At 73.3% G+C, this 18,715-nt stretch carries 15 protein-coding genes; 6 read left to right on the top strand and 9 right to left on the bottom strand.

The genetic code is table 11. The features are described from left to right. Positions 1-45: 45 nt before the first annotated feature. Entirely contained in the window at positions 46-2,985 is a 2,940-nt protein-coding gene (locus tag AB0G04_RS22535) for an AAA domain-containing protein (protein WP_360985859.1), read from the bottom strand. Beyond that, positions 2,972-5,458 carry a DUF3516 domain-containing protein gene (locus AB0G04_RS22530; RefSeq protein ID WP_360985857.1) on the bottom strand — a complete coding sequence of 829 codons (2,487 nt, stop codon included), beginning with the start codon at positions 5,456-5,458 and terminating at the stop codon, positions 2,972-2,974. Before AB0G04_RS22530 ends, AB0G04_RS22535 begins: the two co-directional genes overlap by 14 nt. A gap of 177 nt (positions 5,459-5,635) precedes the next feature. On the opposite strand from AB0G04_RS22530, the gene AB0G04_RS22525 reads away from it, so the two are divergent. Beyond that, positions 5,636-6,226 (top strand): DUF1707 domain-containing protein, encoded by a 591-nt coding sequence (locus tag AB0G04_RS22525; RefSeq protein WP_360985854.1) that lies wholly within the window; start codon positions 5,636-5,638, stop codon positions 6,224-6,226. Between the two features lie 46 nt (positions 6,227-6,272). Here the strand turns inward: AB0G04_RS22525 and AB0G04_RS22520 are convergent, their stop codons facing one another. From AB0G04_RS22520 to AB0G04_RS22505, 4 genes are all read right to left on the bottom strand, one after another. Beyond that, entirely contained in the window at positions 6,273-7,025 is a 753-nt protein-coding gene (locus tag AB0G04_RS22520) for a hypothetical protein (protein ID WP_360985851.1), read from the bottom strand. After that, positions 7,025-7,306 carry a hypothetical protein gene (locus AB0G04_RS22515; RefSeq protein ID WP_360985848.1) on the bottom strand — a complete coding sequence of 94 codons (282 nt, stop codon included), beginning with the start codon at positions 7,304-7,306 and terminating at the stop codon, positions 7,025-7,027. Before AB0G04_RS22515 ends, AB0G04_RS22520 begins: the two co-directional genes overlap by 1 nt. Before the next feature lie 91 nt (positions 7,307-7,397). Continuing rightward, the gene (locus AB0G04_RS22510) at positions 7,398-7,937 is read right to left on the bottom strand and encodes a hypothetical protein (RefSeq protein ID WP_360985845.1); all 540 of its coding nucleotides are present in this window, start codon (positions 7,935-7,937) and stop codon (positions 7,398-7,400) included. 68 nt (positions 7,938-8,005) lie between these two features. Continuing rightward, positions 8,006-9,028: an ROK family transcriptional regulator gene (locus AB0G04_RS22505; protein WP_360986039.1), complete on the bottom strand. Its 1,023-nt coding sequence runs from the start codon at positions 9,026-9,028 to the stop codon at positions 8,006-8,008. A 54-nt stretch (positions 9,029-9,082) separates the two neighbouring features. Here AB0G04_RS22505 and AB0G04_RS22500 point away from each other — a divergent pair, with 54 nt between their 5' ends. Together AB0G04_RS22500 and AB0G04_RS22495 are read left to right on the top strand one after the other, a co-directional pair. After that, a complete protein-coding gene (locus AB0G04_RS22500; RefSeq protein WP_360985842.1) occupies positions 9,083-11,590 on the top strand; it encodes a glycoside hydrolase family 2 protein in 2,508 nt (835 codons plus the stop codon). Continuing rightward, positions 11,584-12,435 carry a substrate-binding domain-containing protein gene (locus AB0G04_RS22495; RefSeq protein WP_360985839.1) on the top strand — a complete coding sequence of 284 codons (852 nt, stop codon included), beginning with the start codon at positions 11,584-11,586 and terminating at the stop codon, positions 12,433-12,435. Before AB0G04_RS22500 ends, AB0G04_RS22495 begins: the two co-directional genes overlap by 7 nt. Positions 12,436-12,540: 105 nt before the next feature. On the opposite strand, the gene AB0G04_RS22490 is transcribed toward AB0G04_RS22495, so the two are convergent. Both AB0G04_RS22490 and AB0G04_RS22485 read right to left on the bottom strand, forming a co-directional pair. After that, entirely contained in the window at positions 12,541-13,065 is a 525-nt protein-coding gene (locus AB0G04_RS22490; protein WP_360986036.1) for a DoxX family membrane protein, read from the bottom strand. Between the two features lie 334 nt (positions 13,066-13,399). Further along, positions 13,400-14,260 carry a universal stress protein gene (locus AB0G04_RS22485; RefSeq protein WP_360985836.1) on the bottom strand — a complete coding sequence of 287 codons (861 nt, stop codon included), beginning with the start codon at positions 14,258-14,260 and terminating at the stop codon, positions 13,400-13,402. A 339-nt stretch (positions 14,261-14,599) separates the two neighbouring features. Between AB0G04_RS22485 and AB0G04_RS22480 the strand changes: the two genes are divergently transcribed. The 3 genes from AB0G04_RS22480 (at position 14,600) to AB0G04_RS22470 (ending at position 16,007) form a co-directional block, all read left to right on the top strand. Beyond that, positions 14,600-14,872: a hypothetical protein gene (locus tag AB0G04_RS22480; protein WP_360985833.1), complete on the top strand. Its 273-nt coding sequence runs from the start codon at positions 14,600-14,602 to the stop codon at positions 14,870-14,872. A gap of 53 nt (positions 14,873-14,925) precedes the next feature. Then, positions 14,926-15,498 (top strand): histidine phosphatase family protein, encoded by a 573-nt coding sequence (locus AB0G04_RS22475; RefSeq protein WP_360985830.1) that lies wholly within the window; start codon positions 14,926-14,928, stop codon positions 15,496-15,498. Between the two features lie 104 nt (positions 15,499-15,602). Beyond that, positions 15,603-16,007, top strand: a complete 405-nt coding sequence (locus AB0G04_RS22470) for a hypothetical protein (protein WP_360985827.1) — start codon at positions 15,603-15,605, stop codon at positions 16,005-16,007. Here the strand turns inward: AB0G04_RS22470 and AB0G04_RS22465 are convergent. Beyond that, positions 16,004-18,601, bottom strand: a complete 2,598-nt coding sequence (locus AB0G04_RS22465) for a LuxR C-terminal-related transcriptional regulator (RefSeq protein ID WP_360985824.1) — start codon at positions 18,599-18,601, stop codon at positions 16,004-16,006. The genes AB0G04_RS22470 and AB0G04_RS22465 overlap by 4 nt on opposite strands. Positions 18,602-18,715 lie beyond the last annotated feature (114 nt).

Below are 18,715 nucleotides of genomic sequence, written 5' to 3'. Positions count from 1 at the left end.
CGGCCCCCGGGACGGAGCGAGGCACAGGTCACCACGCGGGGGTGGTCAGCCGAGGGAGGCGGCGATCTCGAGGGCGGCTCGGCGGGGGTCGCCGTTCCAGCGGGTGGGGAACGCGTCGATCAGGCGCCAACCGGCGCGGTGCAGGGCCGCCTGCCGGGCCAGGTGGGCGGCCGGGCCGTCCGGGTGGACGCCGCAGAGCACGCCGACCGCTGACGACGCCGGGCCGGCGCACAGGTCGAGCCGCCACGACCCGACCGCGTATCCGGGGCGGACCGGCACCTCGAGCCGTTCCAGTTCGGTGGCCAGCCGGGCCGCCCAGCCGTCCGGCGGGGCCGGAGCAGGTCCGGGACGCGGCGGGCCGGCGGCGTAGCGCAGAAAGTCGCCGAGCAGCCCGTCCGCGGCGGTCAGCGAGCTGAGCACGACGAGCCGCCGCCGGGCCCGGGTGATCATGACGTTGAACAACTGCGGGTCGGTGACGAACCGCCGCCGCCCGGCCGCGTCGCCGTCGACCAGGCCGAGCGAGACGATCACCGCGTCGGCCTCGCTGCCCTGGAACGCGTGCACCGTGCCGACCCGCAGCCCCAGCTCCTCGATCCGTTCCACCGGGAACGCCGCGACCAGCGCGGACTCCAGAGCGTCGGCCTGGGCCCGGAACGGCGTGATCACCCCGATGCCACGGAATCCGGCCGCGGCCAGCTTCTCGACCGTCTCCGGGCAGGCGGCCACCTCGGCCGCGTTGACGCCGTCGGCAAGCGACGCGCCCGTGACCGCGACCACGTCGATGGCGTCGGTCCCGTCGGCGGCCGGCGTACGCGTCATCGTCGCGATCCGGCCCTCGTAGAACCGCTGCGCCGAGAACCCGATCAGGTGCGGGACGCTGCGGAAATGTTCGGTCAGCCAGGTCGTCGGCGCGGCCGAGGCGGCCATGTCGAACGTGCTGACGCGCCGTACGTCGAGCCGGTCGTCGGCGCCGTGCCGCTCCAGCACCGCGCTCACCCCGGCGTCGCTGACGAACGACACGAACCGCAGCTGCCGCGGATCACCCACGATCAGTGCCCGTCGCGCGCGGGCCAGCACCGGAGCGGCCCGGATCTGGTCGACGTGCGACGCCTCGTCGATCACCACGAGGTCGAACAGCCCGGGCGCGGCCGGCAGCAGGTCCTCCACGTCGGCGACCGTGCCGATCCACAGCGGCAGAGCGCGCACCAGCGGAGGCGCGTCCAGGCGAGCGAGTAGCTCCCGGCGCCGGTTGCGTCCCGCGCGCAGGGCCGTGGCCAGCGCCGACGCGGCCCGGCGGGCGGCGGTGTCCCAGCGCTCGGCACTGCGCGCGGCATGCCGGATCGCGGTTCCGGCGGACACCCGCAGCGCGGCCTCGGCCTCGTGCACCGCGGCCCACAGCCGATCAAGATCACCACCGCCGGTCACGGCGAGACGTGCGGCGGCCCGCTGCGCGTTCGCCGCGGCGAGCGCTTGCCCAACCCGATCCATCGGTACGTCCGGACGCGCGCGCAGCATCCGCAGACCACGACCCCGGGCCGCCGCCGCCCGCCGCCGAGCCCACCAGCCGAGCCGCCGCCCGCCGCCGTCGCCGCGCCCGGCCATATCGGCCCCGCGGAGGGCGCCCGAGGTGTCGGTGTGGGAGGTGGGGAGGGTGCCGAAGGAGCCGCTCTCGGCCACATCGGCCCCGCGGAAGGCGTCCGGGGAGGGGAGGGGGCCGAAGGAACCGCGGTGGGTGGACGGGGGAGTGCCGTGGAAGTCGGCGTCGGCGGGGATGCCGACCAGGCGGGCGGCCTCGTCCAGGTCCACGTCGTCGTCGAAGGCGCCCGGCACGTCGGCGGCCAGTCCCGCCAGCAGCGGCTCCAAGTCGGGCAGCCCGGCCGCCAGCCGTTCGGCGCGCAGGACCGTGGTGATCGCGGCGCGCGCCGACCGTACCCGCGAAAGGTCTTGAAGGATCGCCTGCCGGTCGGCGCGCAGCTGCCGTGACCCGGTGCCCTCGTCCGCGCCCGCCGCGAGGGCAGCCGCCAGCCCGGACCGGCCGGCCGCGTCGCCGAACAGCACCGACTCCGGCCCCGGATAGCGCGCCAGCAGGGCGGCGAGCACTTCGGCGGCGTGCGGCGACTGTGTCGCGATCAGCACCGAGCCGCCGCGCAGCACCACCTCGAGGGCGGCCGCGACGACGGTGTGGCTCTTGCCGTTGCCGGGCGGCCCGGACACCACGGTGACCGGCGCGGTCCGGGCACGCGCCACCACCCGTGCCTGCGCTCCGCTCAGCGGCAGCGGCGAGACGACGTCGTCGTCCGCCGGGAAATCCGGATCCGCCGGGGGGCCGGGCACCGCCGCCGGGCCGCACCCGTAGACGGCGGACAGCGCCGTCCCCGACAGGTCACGTCCCGCCCAGCTGCGCAGACTGTCCCGCAGTCCGCCACCGAACACGTCCCGGGCCACGAACAGCGCCGCCCCGGCCACCAGCACCAGCCGGTCGGCCGGCAGCCGCCCGCCCGGGTCGGTGACCGCGTCGAACTCGAGGCCCGTCGCCTCGGCCGCGGCCGTGAGCCAGGCCCGCGCGCCGACCACGTCCAGCCAGCCGGCGGTGCCCAGACCCGGCGCGTTCTCCAGCGACGCCGCCAGTTCCCGGTCCGCGATCAGCGGGGTGACCTCGACGTCACCGGCCGGCGCCACCCGGTACCCGGTGAGCGTGCGGTCCAGGTGCACCGGCTGGCTGAGCAGCGGCACCCGGACCTTGCGCTGCTTGCCGTCGATCTCGGCGCGGCCGGCGAGGAAACCCCAGCCCCGGTGCAGGATCCGCTCCTCCCGGTGCAGGGCGTCGACGGCGGCGAGCCGGTCGCCCGCCTTGCGGGAGACGCGATCGGAATCGGTCAGCCATACCAGCGGCTGGGAGCCCTGCGTGACGTCGAGGATCCGGTCGGCGCCGGCCGGGGCCAGCTCCGCCAGAACAGCCAGGACGCTGCTCTCAGTGAGGGCCAACGGCTGTGACCGTGATCGCCGCGGTGCCGGCCTCGTCGGACTCGGCCAGGTCGACGACGGCGTCGATGCCCCAGTCGTGGTCGCCCTCCGGGTCCTCGAACACCTGCCGGACCGTCCACTGGGTGGCGCCCTGCTCGATGTGCAGGAACGCCGGCCCGCGCGCCGCCGGGCCGGTGCCCAGCGAGTCGTACTCCTCGAAGTACTCCTGGATCGCCTTCTGCCAGCGTTCCGACGTCCATCCGTGCTCGGCGTCCATCTCGCCGAGCAGGTCCCAGCGGCGCAGCGCCGCCAGTTCCACCCGCCGGAACATGGCGTTACGCACCAGCACCCGGAAGGCGCGGGCGTTGCGGGTGACCGCGGGCGGCTTGTCGTCGATGCGGACCTCGGTGATCTCGGCGCCCGGGTTCTGCAGCCGTGCCCACTCGTCCAGCAGGCTCGAGTCGACCTGGCGCACCAGCTCACCGAGCCACTCGATCAGGTCGGTGAGTTCCTCGGTACGGGCGTCCTCGGGCACCGTCTGACGCAGCGCGCGGTACGCGTCGGCGAGATAGCGCAGCACCAGGCCCTCGGAACGGGACAGGCCGTAGAACGACACGTACTCGGTGAACGTCATGGCCCGCTCATACATGTCGCGGACCACCGACTTCGGCTTCAGCTCGTAGTCGGCGACCCACGGGTGGCCCCGGCGGTACGTCTCGTACGCCGCCTCCAGCAGCTCCTTCAGCGGCTGCGGCCAGGTCACGTCCTCCAGGAGCTGCATGCGCTCCTCGTACTCGATGCCCTCGGACTTCATGGCGTTGACCGCCTCGCCGCGGGCCTTCTTGCGCTGCTCGGAGACGATCTGCCGGGGGTCCTCCAGCGTCGACTCGATCACCGAGACGACGTCCAGCGGATACTCCGGCGACTCCCGGTCGAGCAGTTCCAGGCAGGCCAGGGCGAACGGCGACAGCGCCTGGTTCAGCGCGAAGTCGAGCTGCAGGTCCTCGACAAGGCGATAGACCCCCTCATCGGTACGTTCGATGACGCCACCCGCGAGCAGGGCGCGTGCGATCCCGACCGCCCGGCGGATGTGCCGGCGCTGGGCCGGCCGCTCCTCGTGGTTCTCGGTCAGCAGATGCTTCAGGGCCTGGTACGGGTCGCCGCCCCGGTTCATCACGTTGAGCAACATCGCGTGGCTGACCTGGAACGACGACGTCAACGGCTCCGGCTCGGCGTCGACCAGCCGGTCGAACGTGGGACGGCCCCAGCCGATCTGCCCCTCCGGCGGCTTCTTGCGGACCACCTTGCGGCGCTTCTTCGGATCGTCGCCGGCTTTCGCGAGCGCCCGCTCGTTGTCGATCACGTGCTCCGGCGCCTGGATGATCACGGTGCCCATGGTGTCGAAGCCGGCACGCCCGGCCCGGCCCGCGATCTGGTGGAACTCGCGTGCCTTGAGCAGCCGGGTCTTCACGCCGTCGTACTTCGACAGGCCGGTGAACAGCACCGTGCGGATCGGCACGTTGATGCCCACGCCGAGGGTGTCCGTACCGCAGATGACCTTGAGAAGACCGGCCTGGGCGAGAGTCTCCACGAGCCGGCGGTACTTCGGCAGCATGCCCGCGTGGTGCACACCGATCCCGTGCCGGACCAGGCGCGACAGCGTACGCCCGAAGCCGGACGTGAACCGGAAGTTGCCGATCGCGGCGGCGATCGCGTCCTTCTCGGCCCGCGTGCACATGTTGATGCTCATCAGCGACTGCGCCCGCTCCAGCGCCGCGGCCTGCGTGAAGTGCACGATGTAGACCGGCGACTGCTTGGTGGTCAGCAGCTCCTCGATCGTCTCGTGCAGCGGCGTCATCGCGTACTCGAAGGTCAGCGGGACGGGCCGCTCCGCGTTGCTGACCACCGCCGTCTCGCGGCCGGTGCGCCTGCTCAGGTCGTCGACGAACCGGGTCACGTCACCGAGCGTCGCCGACATCAGGATGAACTGCGCCTGCGGCAGCTCGATCAGCGGCACCTGCCACGCCCAGCCCCGGTCGGGCTCGGCGTAGAAATGGAACTCGTCCATCACGACCTGGCCGACGTCGGCGTCCGCGCCCTCCCGCAACGCCAGGTTCGCCAGGATCTCCGCGGTGCAGCAGATGATCGGGGCGTCCGCGTTCACGCTCGCGTCACCGGTCAGCATGCCCACGTTGTGCGCGCCGAACGTCGCGCACAGGGCGAAGAACTTCTCGCTCACCAGCGCCTTGATCGGGGCGGTGTAGAAGGTGGTGCGGCCGTCGGCCAGCGCCGCGAAGTGCGCCCCCGTCGCGACCAGGCTCTTGCCCGAGCCGGTCGGCGTGTTCAGGATGACGTTCGCGCCGGTCGCGATCTCGATCAGCGCCTCCTCCTGATGCGGGTACAGCGTCAGGCCCTGCTCGGTCACCCACGTCTGGAAGGCGTCGAAGACAGCGTCAGGTTCAGGGGCGCCCGGGATGCGATCGGTCAGCGTCATGATCGGTCAAGTGTGTCAGCTCGCGCCGAACGCGGCGTACAGGGGACCGGCGATACCTCCGGCCACACCGAGGATGGACGCGACGACCGCGACGGCTGCTCCAAGTTTCCGCATGGGGCGCACTCTGCCCGGTCACGGTTGCCGGCACGGTTGCCGCCGGGTTGTAGCGTCACCGGCGTGGAGCTTCAGGTGCCGGCGCCGATCTCCGACGGCGACCGGGAACGGGTGGCGGAACAGCTGCAGCAGGCCTGCGGCGACGGGCGAATCACCCTGGAGGAGTTCAGCGTACGCGTCGGGGCGGCCTGGGCAGCGAGCACCGACGTCGAACTGGCCCGCGCCACCGACGGCGTCGCGGCAACCCCGGTGGTCGGCTCCAGCCGTACCGTCGAGAAGGTCGTCACCGTCCTCAGCCAGCGCAAACGCCAGGGTCAATGGCGGTTGCGCTCCGGCCGCCTGGAATCGGTGACCGTCCTCGGGTCCACCCATCTCGACCTGCGTGCCGTCGCCACGGCGGAGGACGTCATCGAGATCGAGGCCCGGGTGTGGTTCGGTGAATTCAAGATCACCGTGCCGGAGGGGGTCGAGGTCGAACTGATCGGCACCGGTGCCCTCAGCTCGGAGGAGATGAGACTCGCGGCTGTCCCGCGGCTGCCGGGCACCCCGGTCATCCGGGTCCGGGTGAGCGCCTGGTTCAGCAGCGTCGAGGTGCGGTCGAAAGGCCCGGGCAGCAACATCCGCAGCTGGCTGGCCGAGACCCTGGGCCTCTGACCGCACACGTCTACCGGTCGGCACCCTTCTACCGGTCGGCACCCTTCTACCGGTCGGCTCCGCTGCGCTGCTGAACGATGTGGGCCCGCTCGTGCGCCGGCAGGTTCTGTCCGGCGGTCTTGTCGGCTGGTTTCTCGGCTTCCGCGCCGGGCCGCTCGGCGGTCTTGTCAGCCGGTTTCTCGGCCTCGGTGCCCGGTCGCGCGGCTGGCTCGTTGCCCGGTTTCTCGACCGGGGTGGTGCCGTTGCGGTTCTCGGTGAGGCGCGCGGTCTGTCCCGCCGCGCCACCAACCACGTCGGTGGGCCCGATCGGCGGAACGGCCTGCGAGGCGGCCTGGCGGGCCCGGGCCAGCGCCTGGGCCGAGGCCATCATCGTACGGACCCCGGTGACCTGCTGAAGTGCCAGCATGTAGGCGGTCCGCTGCTGCGCGTGGACGAGCGGGTCCGGAGCGATCGGGTCGTAGATCGTGGTGCCCGCCACGACCAGCCCCTGCCCGGCGGCCAGCGACCGGGCGGCCTGCATGAGTCCCTGCGCGGTCGCCAGGGTCCGGCCGTACTCGGTGAACGTCGTGGCCGCCGCCTCCGCCTCGGTGCGCAGCCCGTCGGCAAGGACCGCGGCGGCGGCCATCCGCTCACTGAAGGCGGCGCCCGCCGCGCCCACCCAGCTGTGCCGGGCCTCGTCACCGGCCAGCCGCAGGGCGGTCGCGCAGCCGTCGGCCTCGGCGCCGAGCCGCCCCCTCAGCCAATGCGCACCGGAGAACAACGACGCGGGATCCCCGTCGAGGCGCGTGTCGATCGGCATCACCGGCCCCCGTTGATGCTCTGCGCGTTGCCGGCGTCCTCGGCGGCGTACGCCTGACCCGCCTCGGTCACCCGGGACGCGGCCGCGCCCAGCCCTTCGGCCAGACCGGTGGCGCTCCGCGTCAGACGGACGAGCAGGTCGTTGAAGATCGGCGTGTCCATCCCGGCGTCCGGTGTTCCCGGCAGGCCGGCGGCCGTGGTCCCCAGGCTCTGCCCGGCCCGCAGCAACTGATCGGCGATCCCCTCGAGCGACACCGGGTCGACATGCAGTCGGTCGGTCATGGCCTTCTCCTCCCCAAGCCGGATGCCGGGGTGTACCAGCCACCACTTGGATCGGTTCAATGACACACAGAAATTTATTCACGACGGTACGTCACCGTCGGTAGTGGAAGAGTCGCCCCTGTCCGATCCGGTCGGGAGCCGTCGATCCGCCGAGTTCCGCCCGGTGGGCGGGGTTGAGCAGGTAGTGCTGCAGCGTCCTCTCGACGAGTTCCGGGTCGGCGGCCGGCCACAGGTCGCGCACCGTGATCGTGGGCCGCGCCAGCTTGTCCTCGGCCCCGAGCAGCCACCGCGGCGCGTGGCGCTCGAACCGGTCGGCGGATGACGGGGCGATCAGCACCCGGACGGCCGGCACCGAACCGTCCAGGATGCGCCGCACGTCGACGACCCCGGACCACGGCGACCATCGGGTGCCAGGATGCCCCGGTGATACAGGCCGGACGGGGTGAGGATCAGACGGCCCGGCCCTGATCGCACCATCGCGACGGCCCGCCGACAACGCGCCGCCCAGAAACAGGACCGCGAACACCGCGAAGAGAACCAGCCCGGCGACCGCGGCCTTCGGAGTCCGGGCCGTGACCGGCCGGCGACGATGAGCCTCGTCGAGCCACAGTCTGTCCCCGCCGATGGTCATGATCGGGCTCCTCTCCGTTACGGACACAGGGGCATACACCCGCCGGCCCGCGACAGTTCGACGCCCGCTCAGGCGGTGAGGTGGGACTGGAGGACCAGCGCGGCCGCTCCGGTGGCCGCGGCGATGGTGGCGGCGGGCGAGACGGTGACCGTTACGGATCTCTTCCAGGTACGGGCGTCGGCGACCCGGATCCGGCGAGCGATGGCCGGGCCGTAGACGAACGACGCCGCAGCGAAGCCCGGGCCGGTCAGTACCAGCAGGTCCACCCCGAACAGGTTCACCGTGGTTTCGGCGGCCGCCGCGGCGTACTCGGCGGAAGTCTCCAGCAGCTCCCGGCTGGGACCGGGACCGGATCGCGCCTGCCGGGCCACCGCGGCGAAGGCGGCGGGCACGTCGCGGGCGTCACCTTCGGCGCCGGCGGCCGCCACGACGGTCCGCGGCCCGGCCATCGCCTCCAGGCAGCCGCGTGCCCCGCACCAGCATTCGGGCCCGTCCACCCGCACACACACGTGACCGAATCCGGCCGGCCGGGCGCGTCCGTCGAGGACGACGCCCGCACCGAAGGCCGTGCCGAGGTAGAGGGCGGCGAACGGGCGTTCCGGTTCGACGCGTTCCACCCAGTAGGCGCCGACCGCCGCCGCGGTGGCCTGGTCCTCGCTCAGCACCGGGAGGCCGGCGATCTCGTCGGGCGGCGGTGCACCGGGTGAGGCGAGACCGACGCCCAGGCAGCGGCCGCGGTCGACGCCCGCGACCTGCAGCAGTCGCTCGACGCCGGCGGTCAGTGTCCCGGTGGCGGGGGTGGCGAGCCGGGCCAGGACGCCGCCGGTCTGCCCGGTGAGCACATAGATGATCCGGTTGCCGTCGTGGTGGATGCCGACGGCGACGCGGGCGGCCGGGTCCAGTCGTAGCAGGGTGCGCGGTTTGCCGCCGCTCGGGCTGCGGCCGGTCTCCAGCACGAGTCCCTCGTCGAGGAGTTTGCGTACGGTCGTGGAGACGGCGGCCTCGGTGAGGCCGGTGCGGCCGGCCAGTTCGACGCGGCTCAGTGGCTCGCCGGCGCGGATCGCGTCCAGGATGCGTGCCCGAGCACTCATGGTCACGCTCCCATTTTGTTGACGGGGTTACTTCACTGGCTTAAGAATCATCGTATGCTGCTGCGACACGACTTGAACACCGGCTGGACCCTGCGCGCCACCGGCGGCCCCGTACCGCCCGCGATCGCCGCCGCCACGCTGCCCGCCACCGTTCCCGGGACCGTTCACGTCGACCTGCTCGCGGCCGGGCTCATCCCCGACCCGTACACCGGCACGAACGAGGCCGGCCTCGTCTGGTTCCACCGGTCCGCCTGGCGCTACGAGACCACCCTCACCGCGGAACCGGCCGCCGACGGCGAACGCGTCGACCTGGTCTTCGACGGTCTGGACACGGTCGCCGCCGTCGAACTCGACGGCCACGAGATCGGACGGACCGCGAACATGCACCGCGGCTACCGCTTCGACGTCGGACGTCTGCTGCGCGCCGGCGCGATCCCGCTGACCGTCGACTTCGCGTCCGCCCTGGAGTACGCCGAAGAGATCGAGCGCCGGATCGGGCGGCGACCCCGGGCGTACGCACATCCCTTCAACGCCGTACGCAAGATGGCCTGCTCGTTCGGCTGGGACTGGGGCCCCGACCTGCAGACCGCCGGCATCTGGAAGAACGTCCGCCTGGAACGCTGGCGCACCGCGCGGCTGGCCGCCGTCCGCCCGCTGGCGACCCGCGACCATCTCACCGTGCACGTCGACGTGGAACGCGCCGCCGACGTCCCGCTGTCCGTCGAGGTGACCGTGGGCGCCCACCGCGCCACCTTCGCACTGCCGGCCGGCACCGACAGCGGCAGAGTCGGCATCGCCGTACCCGACGCCCCGCTCTGGTGGCCGGCCGGTTACGGTGACCAGCCGCTGGTCCCGGTCACCGTCACCCTGCTCGCCGCCGGTGAGACCCTCGACGAGTACCACACCCGGGTCGGGTTCCGCGACGTGCGCCTCGACGAGACGCCGGACGAGCACGGCACCGGGTTCACCCTGCTGGTCAACGACCGGGAGATCTTCGTCCTCGGCCTGAACTGGATCCCCGAGGACCATCTGCTCACCCGTCCGACCCACGCCGACCTCGAGGCCGCCGTCGACCGGGCCGTCGCCGCGAACGCCAACCTGCTGCGCGTCTGGGGCGGCGGCGTCTGGGAGAGCGACGACTTCTACGACGTCTGCGACGAGCGAGGCGTCCTGGTCTGGCAGGACTTCCCGCTCGCGTGCGCCGCCTACGCCGAGGAGGAGCCGCTGCGCTCGGAGATCCTCGCCGAGGCCCGGGAGAACATCACCCGTCTCGCCCCGCACCCGTCGCTGATCCTCCTGAACGGTGGCAACGAGAACATCTGGGGCCACGAGGACTGGGGCTGGAAGGCGGAACTCGACGGCGCGACCTGGGGCGCCGGCTACTACTACCGCGACTTCCCGGCGCTGGTGGCCGCCCTCGACCCGACCCGCCCGTACCACGCGGGCAGCCCGTCCAGCCCCGGCTTCGACCCGGCCGACGTCCACCCCAACGACGACCGGCACGGCACCCGCCACGAGTGGGAGGCATGGAACCGGCAGGACTACACGTTCCACGACAACTTCGTGCCCCGGTTCTGCTCCGAGTTCGGCTGGCAGGCGCCACCCGCGTGGTCCACTCTCACCGAGGCGCTGGACCCGGCCGACCTGCACCAGGAGTCGCCGGCGTTCCTGCTGCACCAGAAGGCCGAGGACGGCAACGGCAAACTCAACCGCGGTCTCGCCCACCACATGCGGGTCCCGTCCGATTTCGCCGACTGGCACTGGGCCACCCAGCTCAACCAGGCACGCGCCACCGCGTACGCCGTCGAACATCTGCGGGCCAACGCGCCGCGCACCATGGGCAGCATCATCTGGCAGCTCAACGACTGCTGGCCGGTCACCTCATGGGCGATGGTCGACGGTGCCGGCCGGCGCAAACCGGCCTGGTACGCACTGCGCCGCGCGTACGCCCCGAGGCTTCTGGCGTTCCGGCAGCGCGACGGTGTCCCGGTGCTGGCCGTCGTCAACGACACCGACGAGTCGTGGGACTCACCGGTCCGGCTCCGCCGGACCACCTTCGACGGGACCGTCCTGGCCTCCGCGGAACTCGAGCTCCGCGTGCCCGCCCGCTCCGTGCAGATCAAGACCCTGACCCCCGAGTTGTACGCCGTGACGGCCGCGATCGGTGAACTCCTGGTGGCCGACGCCGTGCCCGTCCCCGGCGCGGACCGCACGTCACCCGCCGCCACGCGTACCGCCGGAGCCCTGCGCGCCGTTCACCTGTTCGCTGAGGACAAGGACCTGGCCTACGACGCGGACGCCCTGTCGGCCGAGGTGACCGCAGTCCCGCACGGCTTCGAGGTGACCGTGACGGCGCGGTCGTTCGCCCGCGACGTCGCCGTCCTCGCCGATCGCCTGGCCCCGTCCGCCGAGGTCGACGACATGTTGATCGACCTGCTCGCCGGCGAGTCGCACACCTTCACCGTCACCACCACTGCGGCGGCCACCGCGGGCGCCACCGGCACCACGGGCAGTGCCGATGCGATCGGGCGGGTGCTGTACTCGGCGAACCGGCTGTGCTGATCGGGCTCGTCCTCACCGCCGGCGACGCCCGCGTCGGTGTGGAACCGTTCTTCCTCGAGCTGACCGCGGGGCTCGACGAGGTGCTGTCCGAACGGACGGCGAGCGTGTTCCTGCTCGTCGTCCCGGACGCGGCGGCCGAGCGGGACACGTATCGCCGCTGGGCCGCGCAACGTTCGGTCGCCGCGGTGGTGCTGGTCAACCTGGTGCACGGCGACGACCGGCCGGCGCTGCTGGCGGAGCTGGGACTTCCGGCCGTCCTGGCCGGCCGGCACGGTGGGACGTACCCCGCCGTGGTCACCGACGACGGGCGTGCCGTGACCGCCGCGCTGGACGTGTTGCGGGATCTGGGACATCGGGTGGCCGGCCGCGTGAGCGGGCCGGTCTCCCTGGCGCACACCACCGAGCGCGGCGCGGCGGCCGAAGCGCACCCGCTCACCGTGCTCGTCATCGAAGGCGACTACAGCGCCGCCTCCGGGATCCGCGGCTTGCGGACGCTTCTCGCCGCCGAGCCACCGCCGACCGCCGTCGTCTTCGACAACGACGTGATGGCGGTGGCCGCCGCCCGGTACCTGGCGAGCGAGGGCATTCCGGTCCCCGGGCGGCTCAGCCTGATCGCCGGGAACGACTCTGCGCTCTGCGAACTCGCCGTACCACCGCTGTCGGCCCTCGGCACCGACGCCCACGAACACGGCCGTGTCCTGGGCCGTGCCGTGCTGGCGGTACTCGACGGCGAGCCGCCGTCGGTACGTGCCGCCCCCTCGGCGAAGGTCCGCCTCCGGGAGAGCACCGCGCCACCACCGGCGAGTCCGGCGTCGCCGCTCGCCGGCCGGCTGCGGAACGGCTGAGACACGTCCGCCGCGCGAATGTGTCGCCGGCACCCGGTCATGCCGGCGCCGGGACAGGGTGAAGCCCGGCCGGGGCGCCCCGGCCGGGCTGTGGGGAGGGGTCGTTCAGATCAGCCAGCGGTTCTTCTGGACCAGCGGGAGCTTCGCCCACCGGCGGCCCAGGCCCCAGGTGTGTCCGGCGTAGGTGAGTGCCAGCACCGCGGCAGCGAGACCGTAGACGACGTGGTAGTCCATCAGCGGGTTGCTCGACCGGGTCGGCTCGCCGCTGCTGGTCTGCTGGGCGAGCGGCCATTCGGCGGCCCACATGAAGGCCATCATCAGACCGGCGGCGACGGCGGCGATCCGCAGGCCGATGCCCAGGATCAGCGCGACGCCGACGCCGAGCAGGCCCAGCATGAACAGCCAGTCCGCCCAGACGGCTCCGGCGATGCTGTGGAAGAAGTTCTCGAACGGGCCGACCTCGACTCCGGAGAGAAACCCTTTGGTCGGCGATCCGCCGTTGATCCAGGCGCGTTCGGCAGCCGTCGCGTACCCGAGCCCGAAGGTCTTGTCCAGGAACGCCCAGAGAAAGACAGAGCCGGTGGCGATCCGCAGCACCGCCAGCAGCCGGGCGGCAGTGTGAGTGAGCATCGAGCCGGGTGCCTCGACCTGCTCCAGCTGGGTGATGTTGTGGCGTGCGGTGGTGGCCATCTGGTCCTCCTCCATACCTCGTTCGTCACCTATGACTCTCCGCTTCCGGGCCGGTGACCGCCGGTGCCGCACTGCCCCTCCCGGCGCGGCCGAGGTCCCGTCCGTTTCGGGACCAACGGCTCTGCGGGTACCCGCGCCCCCCGCCGCGCGTTGCCGGGCGGCATCGGCCGAGCCGGCGCCACGGACGCCGGCGAGGGACGCGCCGTTGACGCGTCCCTCGCCGGATCCGGGCTCAGCCGTACGCCGGCCACCGGTGAGACCGCGGCCCGGTGATTCAGCGGTCCAGCAGGACCGGGCAGTCCGCGTGATGCAGCAGCTGAAGGCCGGTCGAGCCGAGCAGTGTCCCGGTGACGGTGCCGTGCCCCCGGCTGCCGACGACGATCAGTTGTGCGTCGTGTGAGACGCCGTTGAGCACGGCGGCCGCGCTGTCGTAGGAGAGCAGGGCCTTCACGGCGACGTCCGGATATTTTTCGCGCCACGGGGCCAGCTGCTCCTCCAGGCGGGTACGTTCGGCGGCCTCCTGTCCGGGTTCGACGACACCGACCGCCGCGGCGCCGGCCAGGTAGAGAGGCAGCGCGGGCAGATAGGTGCGGACCACGGTGAGCCCGGTGCCGCGGACGGCGGCCTGGTCGAACGCGGTGCGGAGCACCCGCTCGGCGTGCGGGGAGTCGTCGAACCCGACGGCGACCGGGCCGTCGGTGACGTCGCCCCGGCCGCGGACCACCGCGACCGGGCAGCGGGCGTGCACGGCGATCCGCTGGCTCACGGAACCGAGCAGCAGGCTGGCGAACCCGCCGCGGCCACGGCTGCCGAGAACCAGCAGGCCGGCGTCCTCGGTCTCGGCGAGCAACCGGGCGGCGGGGTTGCCGGCCAGGATGTCGATCTCGCACGACAGGCCGGGACTGATCTCATGTGCCAGGGCTACGCCGCCGCGGGCGATGCCTTCGGCGACCTGGCGGGCGGCGCCGAACCGGCTGTCGGTGAATTCGTAACGCGACTCCGCCCATTCCCCGTCGAGGACGTGGGCGACGCGCAAAGTGGTTCCGCGCCGATCCGCCTCACGGGCCGCCCAGCGGACGGCCGCCCGGCTCGATCCGGTCCCATCGGTGGCTACGACGAGCGTTCCGCTCCGCATGGCTCCTCCTCGGTCCGGTTCCACCTCGATTCCACGTGTGTCGATGCCGGTGGGGGAGGGCGGTTGGTCACGTCCCCGCGGGACCATCGCCGGACCGGGCGGATGCCAGGGGCGGCGGCGGAGGCGGTCAGGGTCCGGGCCGGCCGGGCGCCCCCATCGCGGGCCCGGTCGAGCCCGGGCGGATCGGCCCCCGCATGCCGGTGACCGGCTCGGGCATCAAGGGCCGGCATTCATTCCTTCGTGGGCCCCTACCGGGTGTGTCAAAAGGGATCTTTCGTGCTTCGCCTGCCGATGATCTCGGTTGGTACCGAAGATGTCACGGGAAGGGTGGTGGCGCTGGTGGTGATTCTGCTCGTCGCGATGTTGGGCCTGTTGGCCGCTGCGGTGCTCGCGTTCTGGCCGTCGGAGGAGGAACGGGCGGCCGGTACCGGGCCGGACCGTACCGCCGGGCACGCCGAGCCGTCCGCCCCGAGCAGTCTCGAGGGCGTCCTCACCGCTCAGCTCGTCGCCGGCGAGATCACCCGGGGACAGTATCTGCGCGCCCTGGAGCAGATCGCCGCCCGCGACGAGGAACGGCATCCGATGGCCGTGCCGTGGGACGCCCGTCCGTGACCCTGGTTCCTCCGCCCCGCGCGGGGTAGACATCAGGGGGACGGGGAGGGCGCATGGCGGAGATTGTTCTGATCCGGCACGGGCAGACCGAGTGGAGTGCCAACGGCCGGCACACCTCGTACACGGATCTGCCGTTGACCTCGGAAGGGGAGCGGCAGGCCCGCGCCGCCGGCGAGCGGGTCGCCGGGCGGGAGTTCGCGGCCGTGCTGTCCAGTCCGCGCACGCGGGCGCTGCGCACCGCCGAGCTGGCCGGGCTCAGGGTGACCGAGGTGACCGAGGACCTGGCCGAGTGGAACTACGGCGAGTATGAGGGCATCACCACGCCGGAGATCCGGTCCGGACGGCCGGGCTGGTCGCTGTGGACCGACGGCTGTCCCGGTGGCGAGTCGCCGGAGCAGGTCGGCGAACGCCTGGACCGGATCCTGGGCCGGGCCCGTGAGCTGCTGTCCGCCGGCGACGTGGCGCTGATCGGGCACGGACACTGCCTGCGGGTCGCCGGGGCCCGCTGGATCGGGTTGCCGCCGGCCGCCGGCGGGTTGCTCCGGCTCGACACCGCCACCTACTCGGCGCTGGGCTTCGAACACGGCGACGACCCCGTGCTGGCCAGCTGGAACGCCCGCTGCTGACCGTCGGCGGCTGACACCGAACGCACAGCATGCACCCATGGTGACGCACAGCCCCGAGGCGAATCGTGGAGGTCACACGAGGGATCCAGTGAGGGGAAATCACCATGCTCGGACAGATCGACCACGACGTGACCACCATCGCGCCCGCGGCTCAGCCCGTGGTCGCCGTACTCGGCCCACAGAGCCGGGTCGCCGGCCTGCCACAGCATCTGCCGTCCGGCTGGCTGATGCGGATGCTGCCCGGCCTCGACGACGTCCGGTTCGGGGAACTGGTGGTGCTCAGCGGCGCGACGACGGACGGCGTCCGGACGGCCCGGTCGGTGCTGGCGCCGGCCACCCGGATCATCGCGCTGATCGACGACTGGGCACCTCCCGAACTGGTCTCCGGTGCCCTCGACGCGGGCGCCGACGTGTGCGTGCGCGGTGGCCACCCGGGCATCCTGGCCGGCCACCTGGTCGCTTGCCGCCGCCGTCAGCTCGCCGAACGCTGGGCGGCCCTCGAGATCTAGCTCGTCAGCATCCGGGCCATCTCGGTGCGTGAGCGGACCCCCAGCCGGGCGAACACGTTGCGCAGATGATGGTCGACGGTGCGTGGGCTCAGGTGCAGTTCCTGGGCCACCTCACGATTGGTGGCCCCACCCGCGACCAGGGACGCGATCCGTTCCTGCTGGGCGGTGAGGGCCGGGCCGGACGGCTGTGGCGTCTCCACCCGTTCACCGGCGGCCCGCAGCTCACGCACGCTCTGCTCGGCCCACGGCGCCGCGTCCAGCAGCTGGAACGTCTCGGCGGCACGCCGCAGGTGGGTGCGGGCCTCCATGTTGCGGCGGCGCCGGCGCAGCATCCGGCCGTACAGCAGCTCGGTGTGCGCCCGGGGGAAGCCGCCTTCGCCCTCGTGCGCGAGCGCCGCGTCGAAGTGCCGGGCCGCGGTTTCCCCGTCGTCGGCGCGCAGCGCGCGGCAGCGGTCCCGCAGCGCCAGCCAGGCCGGCTGACCGGTGCGGCCGGCCCACCGGTCGAAGGCGGACGCCACCGGTTCCACCGCTGCCCGCGCCCCGGACTGTGCGGCCGTCTCCAGCAGGTGCGGGACCACGGCCACCCGCAGCAGCGCCGATCCCGGGCCGGGCGGGCCGCTGACCACCGCGAGCAGACGTTCGGCGGCGGCCGGGCAGCGCCCGTCGACCAGGTCGAGCAGGGCCAGAGCCCACTCGCAGAGCGGACGGGACGGCCCGTCACCGACCGACGCGATCCGGTGCAACGCGGTGTCCCGGTCGCCGACCAGCGCGGCCAGCACGGCGAGCACCGCGAGGTGAGCGGCGGCCAGGACCGGCTGGCCGGTGCCGCGGGCGACCGCCGCCCCGTCCATGGCGGCCTCGTTGGCCGCGGTGTAGTCGCCGGAGGCCATCCCGGCCAGCGCGGCGAGCTCCAGCGCCTGTGGCACCAGCACCGAGGCGCCGGCCTCCCGGGCCAGGACGGCGGCCCGCCCGGCCAGCGCGGCGGCCCGGCGGGCGTCGCCGATCAGGATGCCCGAGGTGGCGGCGCGCAGCAGTGGCCCCGGTTCGGCCACCCGGTCGGCCAGCGCCACGGCCTGCCGCAACGGGGCGAACGAGGCGTACTCGTCGCCCTCGGCGATCCGGGCCAGCCCGGCCACGTGCCGGAAGGCGAGCGTGACGGCCGGTGGCTCGTCACCGTGCTCCCCGGCGGCCACCCGGCGGGCCAGCGCAGCGTAGCGGTCTTGCTCACCGGACCGGCACGCCGACTCCCCGGCCAGGGCGAGGGCCTCCAGCGCGGTGCCGGGATCGGTCTCGGCCAGTTCGGCGGCCACGTCGAGCAGCACGTCGCGGGCGCCGGGGCGGCTCTCCGGCAGGCTCATCTCGGCGGTCAGGGCGCGGGCGCGTACCCGGGCCGTGCCGCCCGCTGCCGGAATCCGGCGGATCAGCATCCCGGCCTGGTGCGGGCGTCCGGCGAGCCACGCCGAGCGGGCCGCGTCCAGCAGCAGCCCGGCCCGCTCGGCGGCGGTGGGGCACAGGCCGGCCGCGTACCGCCGTGCCTCCGCCGCGACCGCCGGATCGGCCGACCGCGCGGCACCGGCGAGGTCCCGGGACAGGGCCGCGTCCGGGCCGGTGGTCGCGGCGGCACGATGCAGCAGCGCGGGCAGGCGTGCGCCGCGTGACTCCAGGACCTCGGCCAGCGCGGCGTGGGCGGTCCGGCGGCGGGCCACCGGCATTTCGGCGTACGCGACCGCCCGCATCAGCGGCCCGCGGAAGTGCACCCCGGCCGCCGTGACGGTGACGAGTCCCCGCCGTTCGGCAGGCGCGAAGTCGGCGAGTTCCGGTGTGCCCGGCGCCGCCGCGAGGATGCTGTCCGGGGCGGCGCCGGGTGCCGCGGCAGCGAACAGCAGCAGTTCACGGGTGGTGGCGGGCAGGGCGTCGAGTTCGGCGGCCAGCCGCCGGCGCAGCGGGCTGTCCGGCGGCAGCGACTCCGGCGGTGGCGCATAGCCGCGGCGCTGTTCCGGCGTGAGTCCGCGAACCAGGTCGGTCAGAGCTCCCGGGTGTCCGGCGGCGATCTCGATGAGCGTGCCGGCGACGTCCTCGGCCAGGTCGGGGGCGTGGGCGGCGAGGATCCGGCGGGCGGCGACCGGGCCGAGCGGCGTCAGCCGGTGCACGGGGAATCCGGGTGGTTCGGCCCCGGCGGGCACGGACAGCACGATCGCGACGCGGTCCGTACCGATCCGGCGGGCGGCGAAGAGGACCGCCCGCCAGGAGTCCGGGTCGAACAGGTGGGCGTCGTCGAGCAGGCACAGGACGGGGCGGCTGCGCGCGGCCGTACGCAAGGAGGTCAGCGCATCGCCGGCGTGCCGCGGTTCCTCGTCACGGAGGGGAGTGAGCAGTTCCCGCAGGCTCGCGTACGGCAGGCCGCGCTCGTCCTCCCAGCCGGTGGCGGTCAGCACCGTCCAGTCCCGGGCATGGTCGCCCGCGACGGCTCGCAGCAGTGTGGTGCGGCCCTCGCCCGGCCCGGCGGAGAGCACCAGGACGCCGCCGTGGCCGCCGGCGGCCGTGGCGGTGAGCAGGCCGATCTCTGTGACGGCGTCCGGCCGAAGTTTATGCACTGTCGGTGCATCAATCATGCGGCGAGTCTGCCCTGCTCCCGGGCGGAACGGAACACTGTTGCGGCAAATGAAATTTCCGGGATGTTGCCACCCGATGACAGAACGCCGGTGATT

Origin of the sequence: Actinoplanes sp. NPDC023801 (assembly GCF_040639655.1) — a bacterium.
Taxonomy (GTDB): Bacteria; Actinomycetota; Actinomycetes; order Mycobacteriales; family Micromonosporaceae; genus Actinoplanes.
Note: the sequence above shows the minus strand (reverse complement) of the source record. Positions and strands in the feature narration are given on the sequence as shown.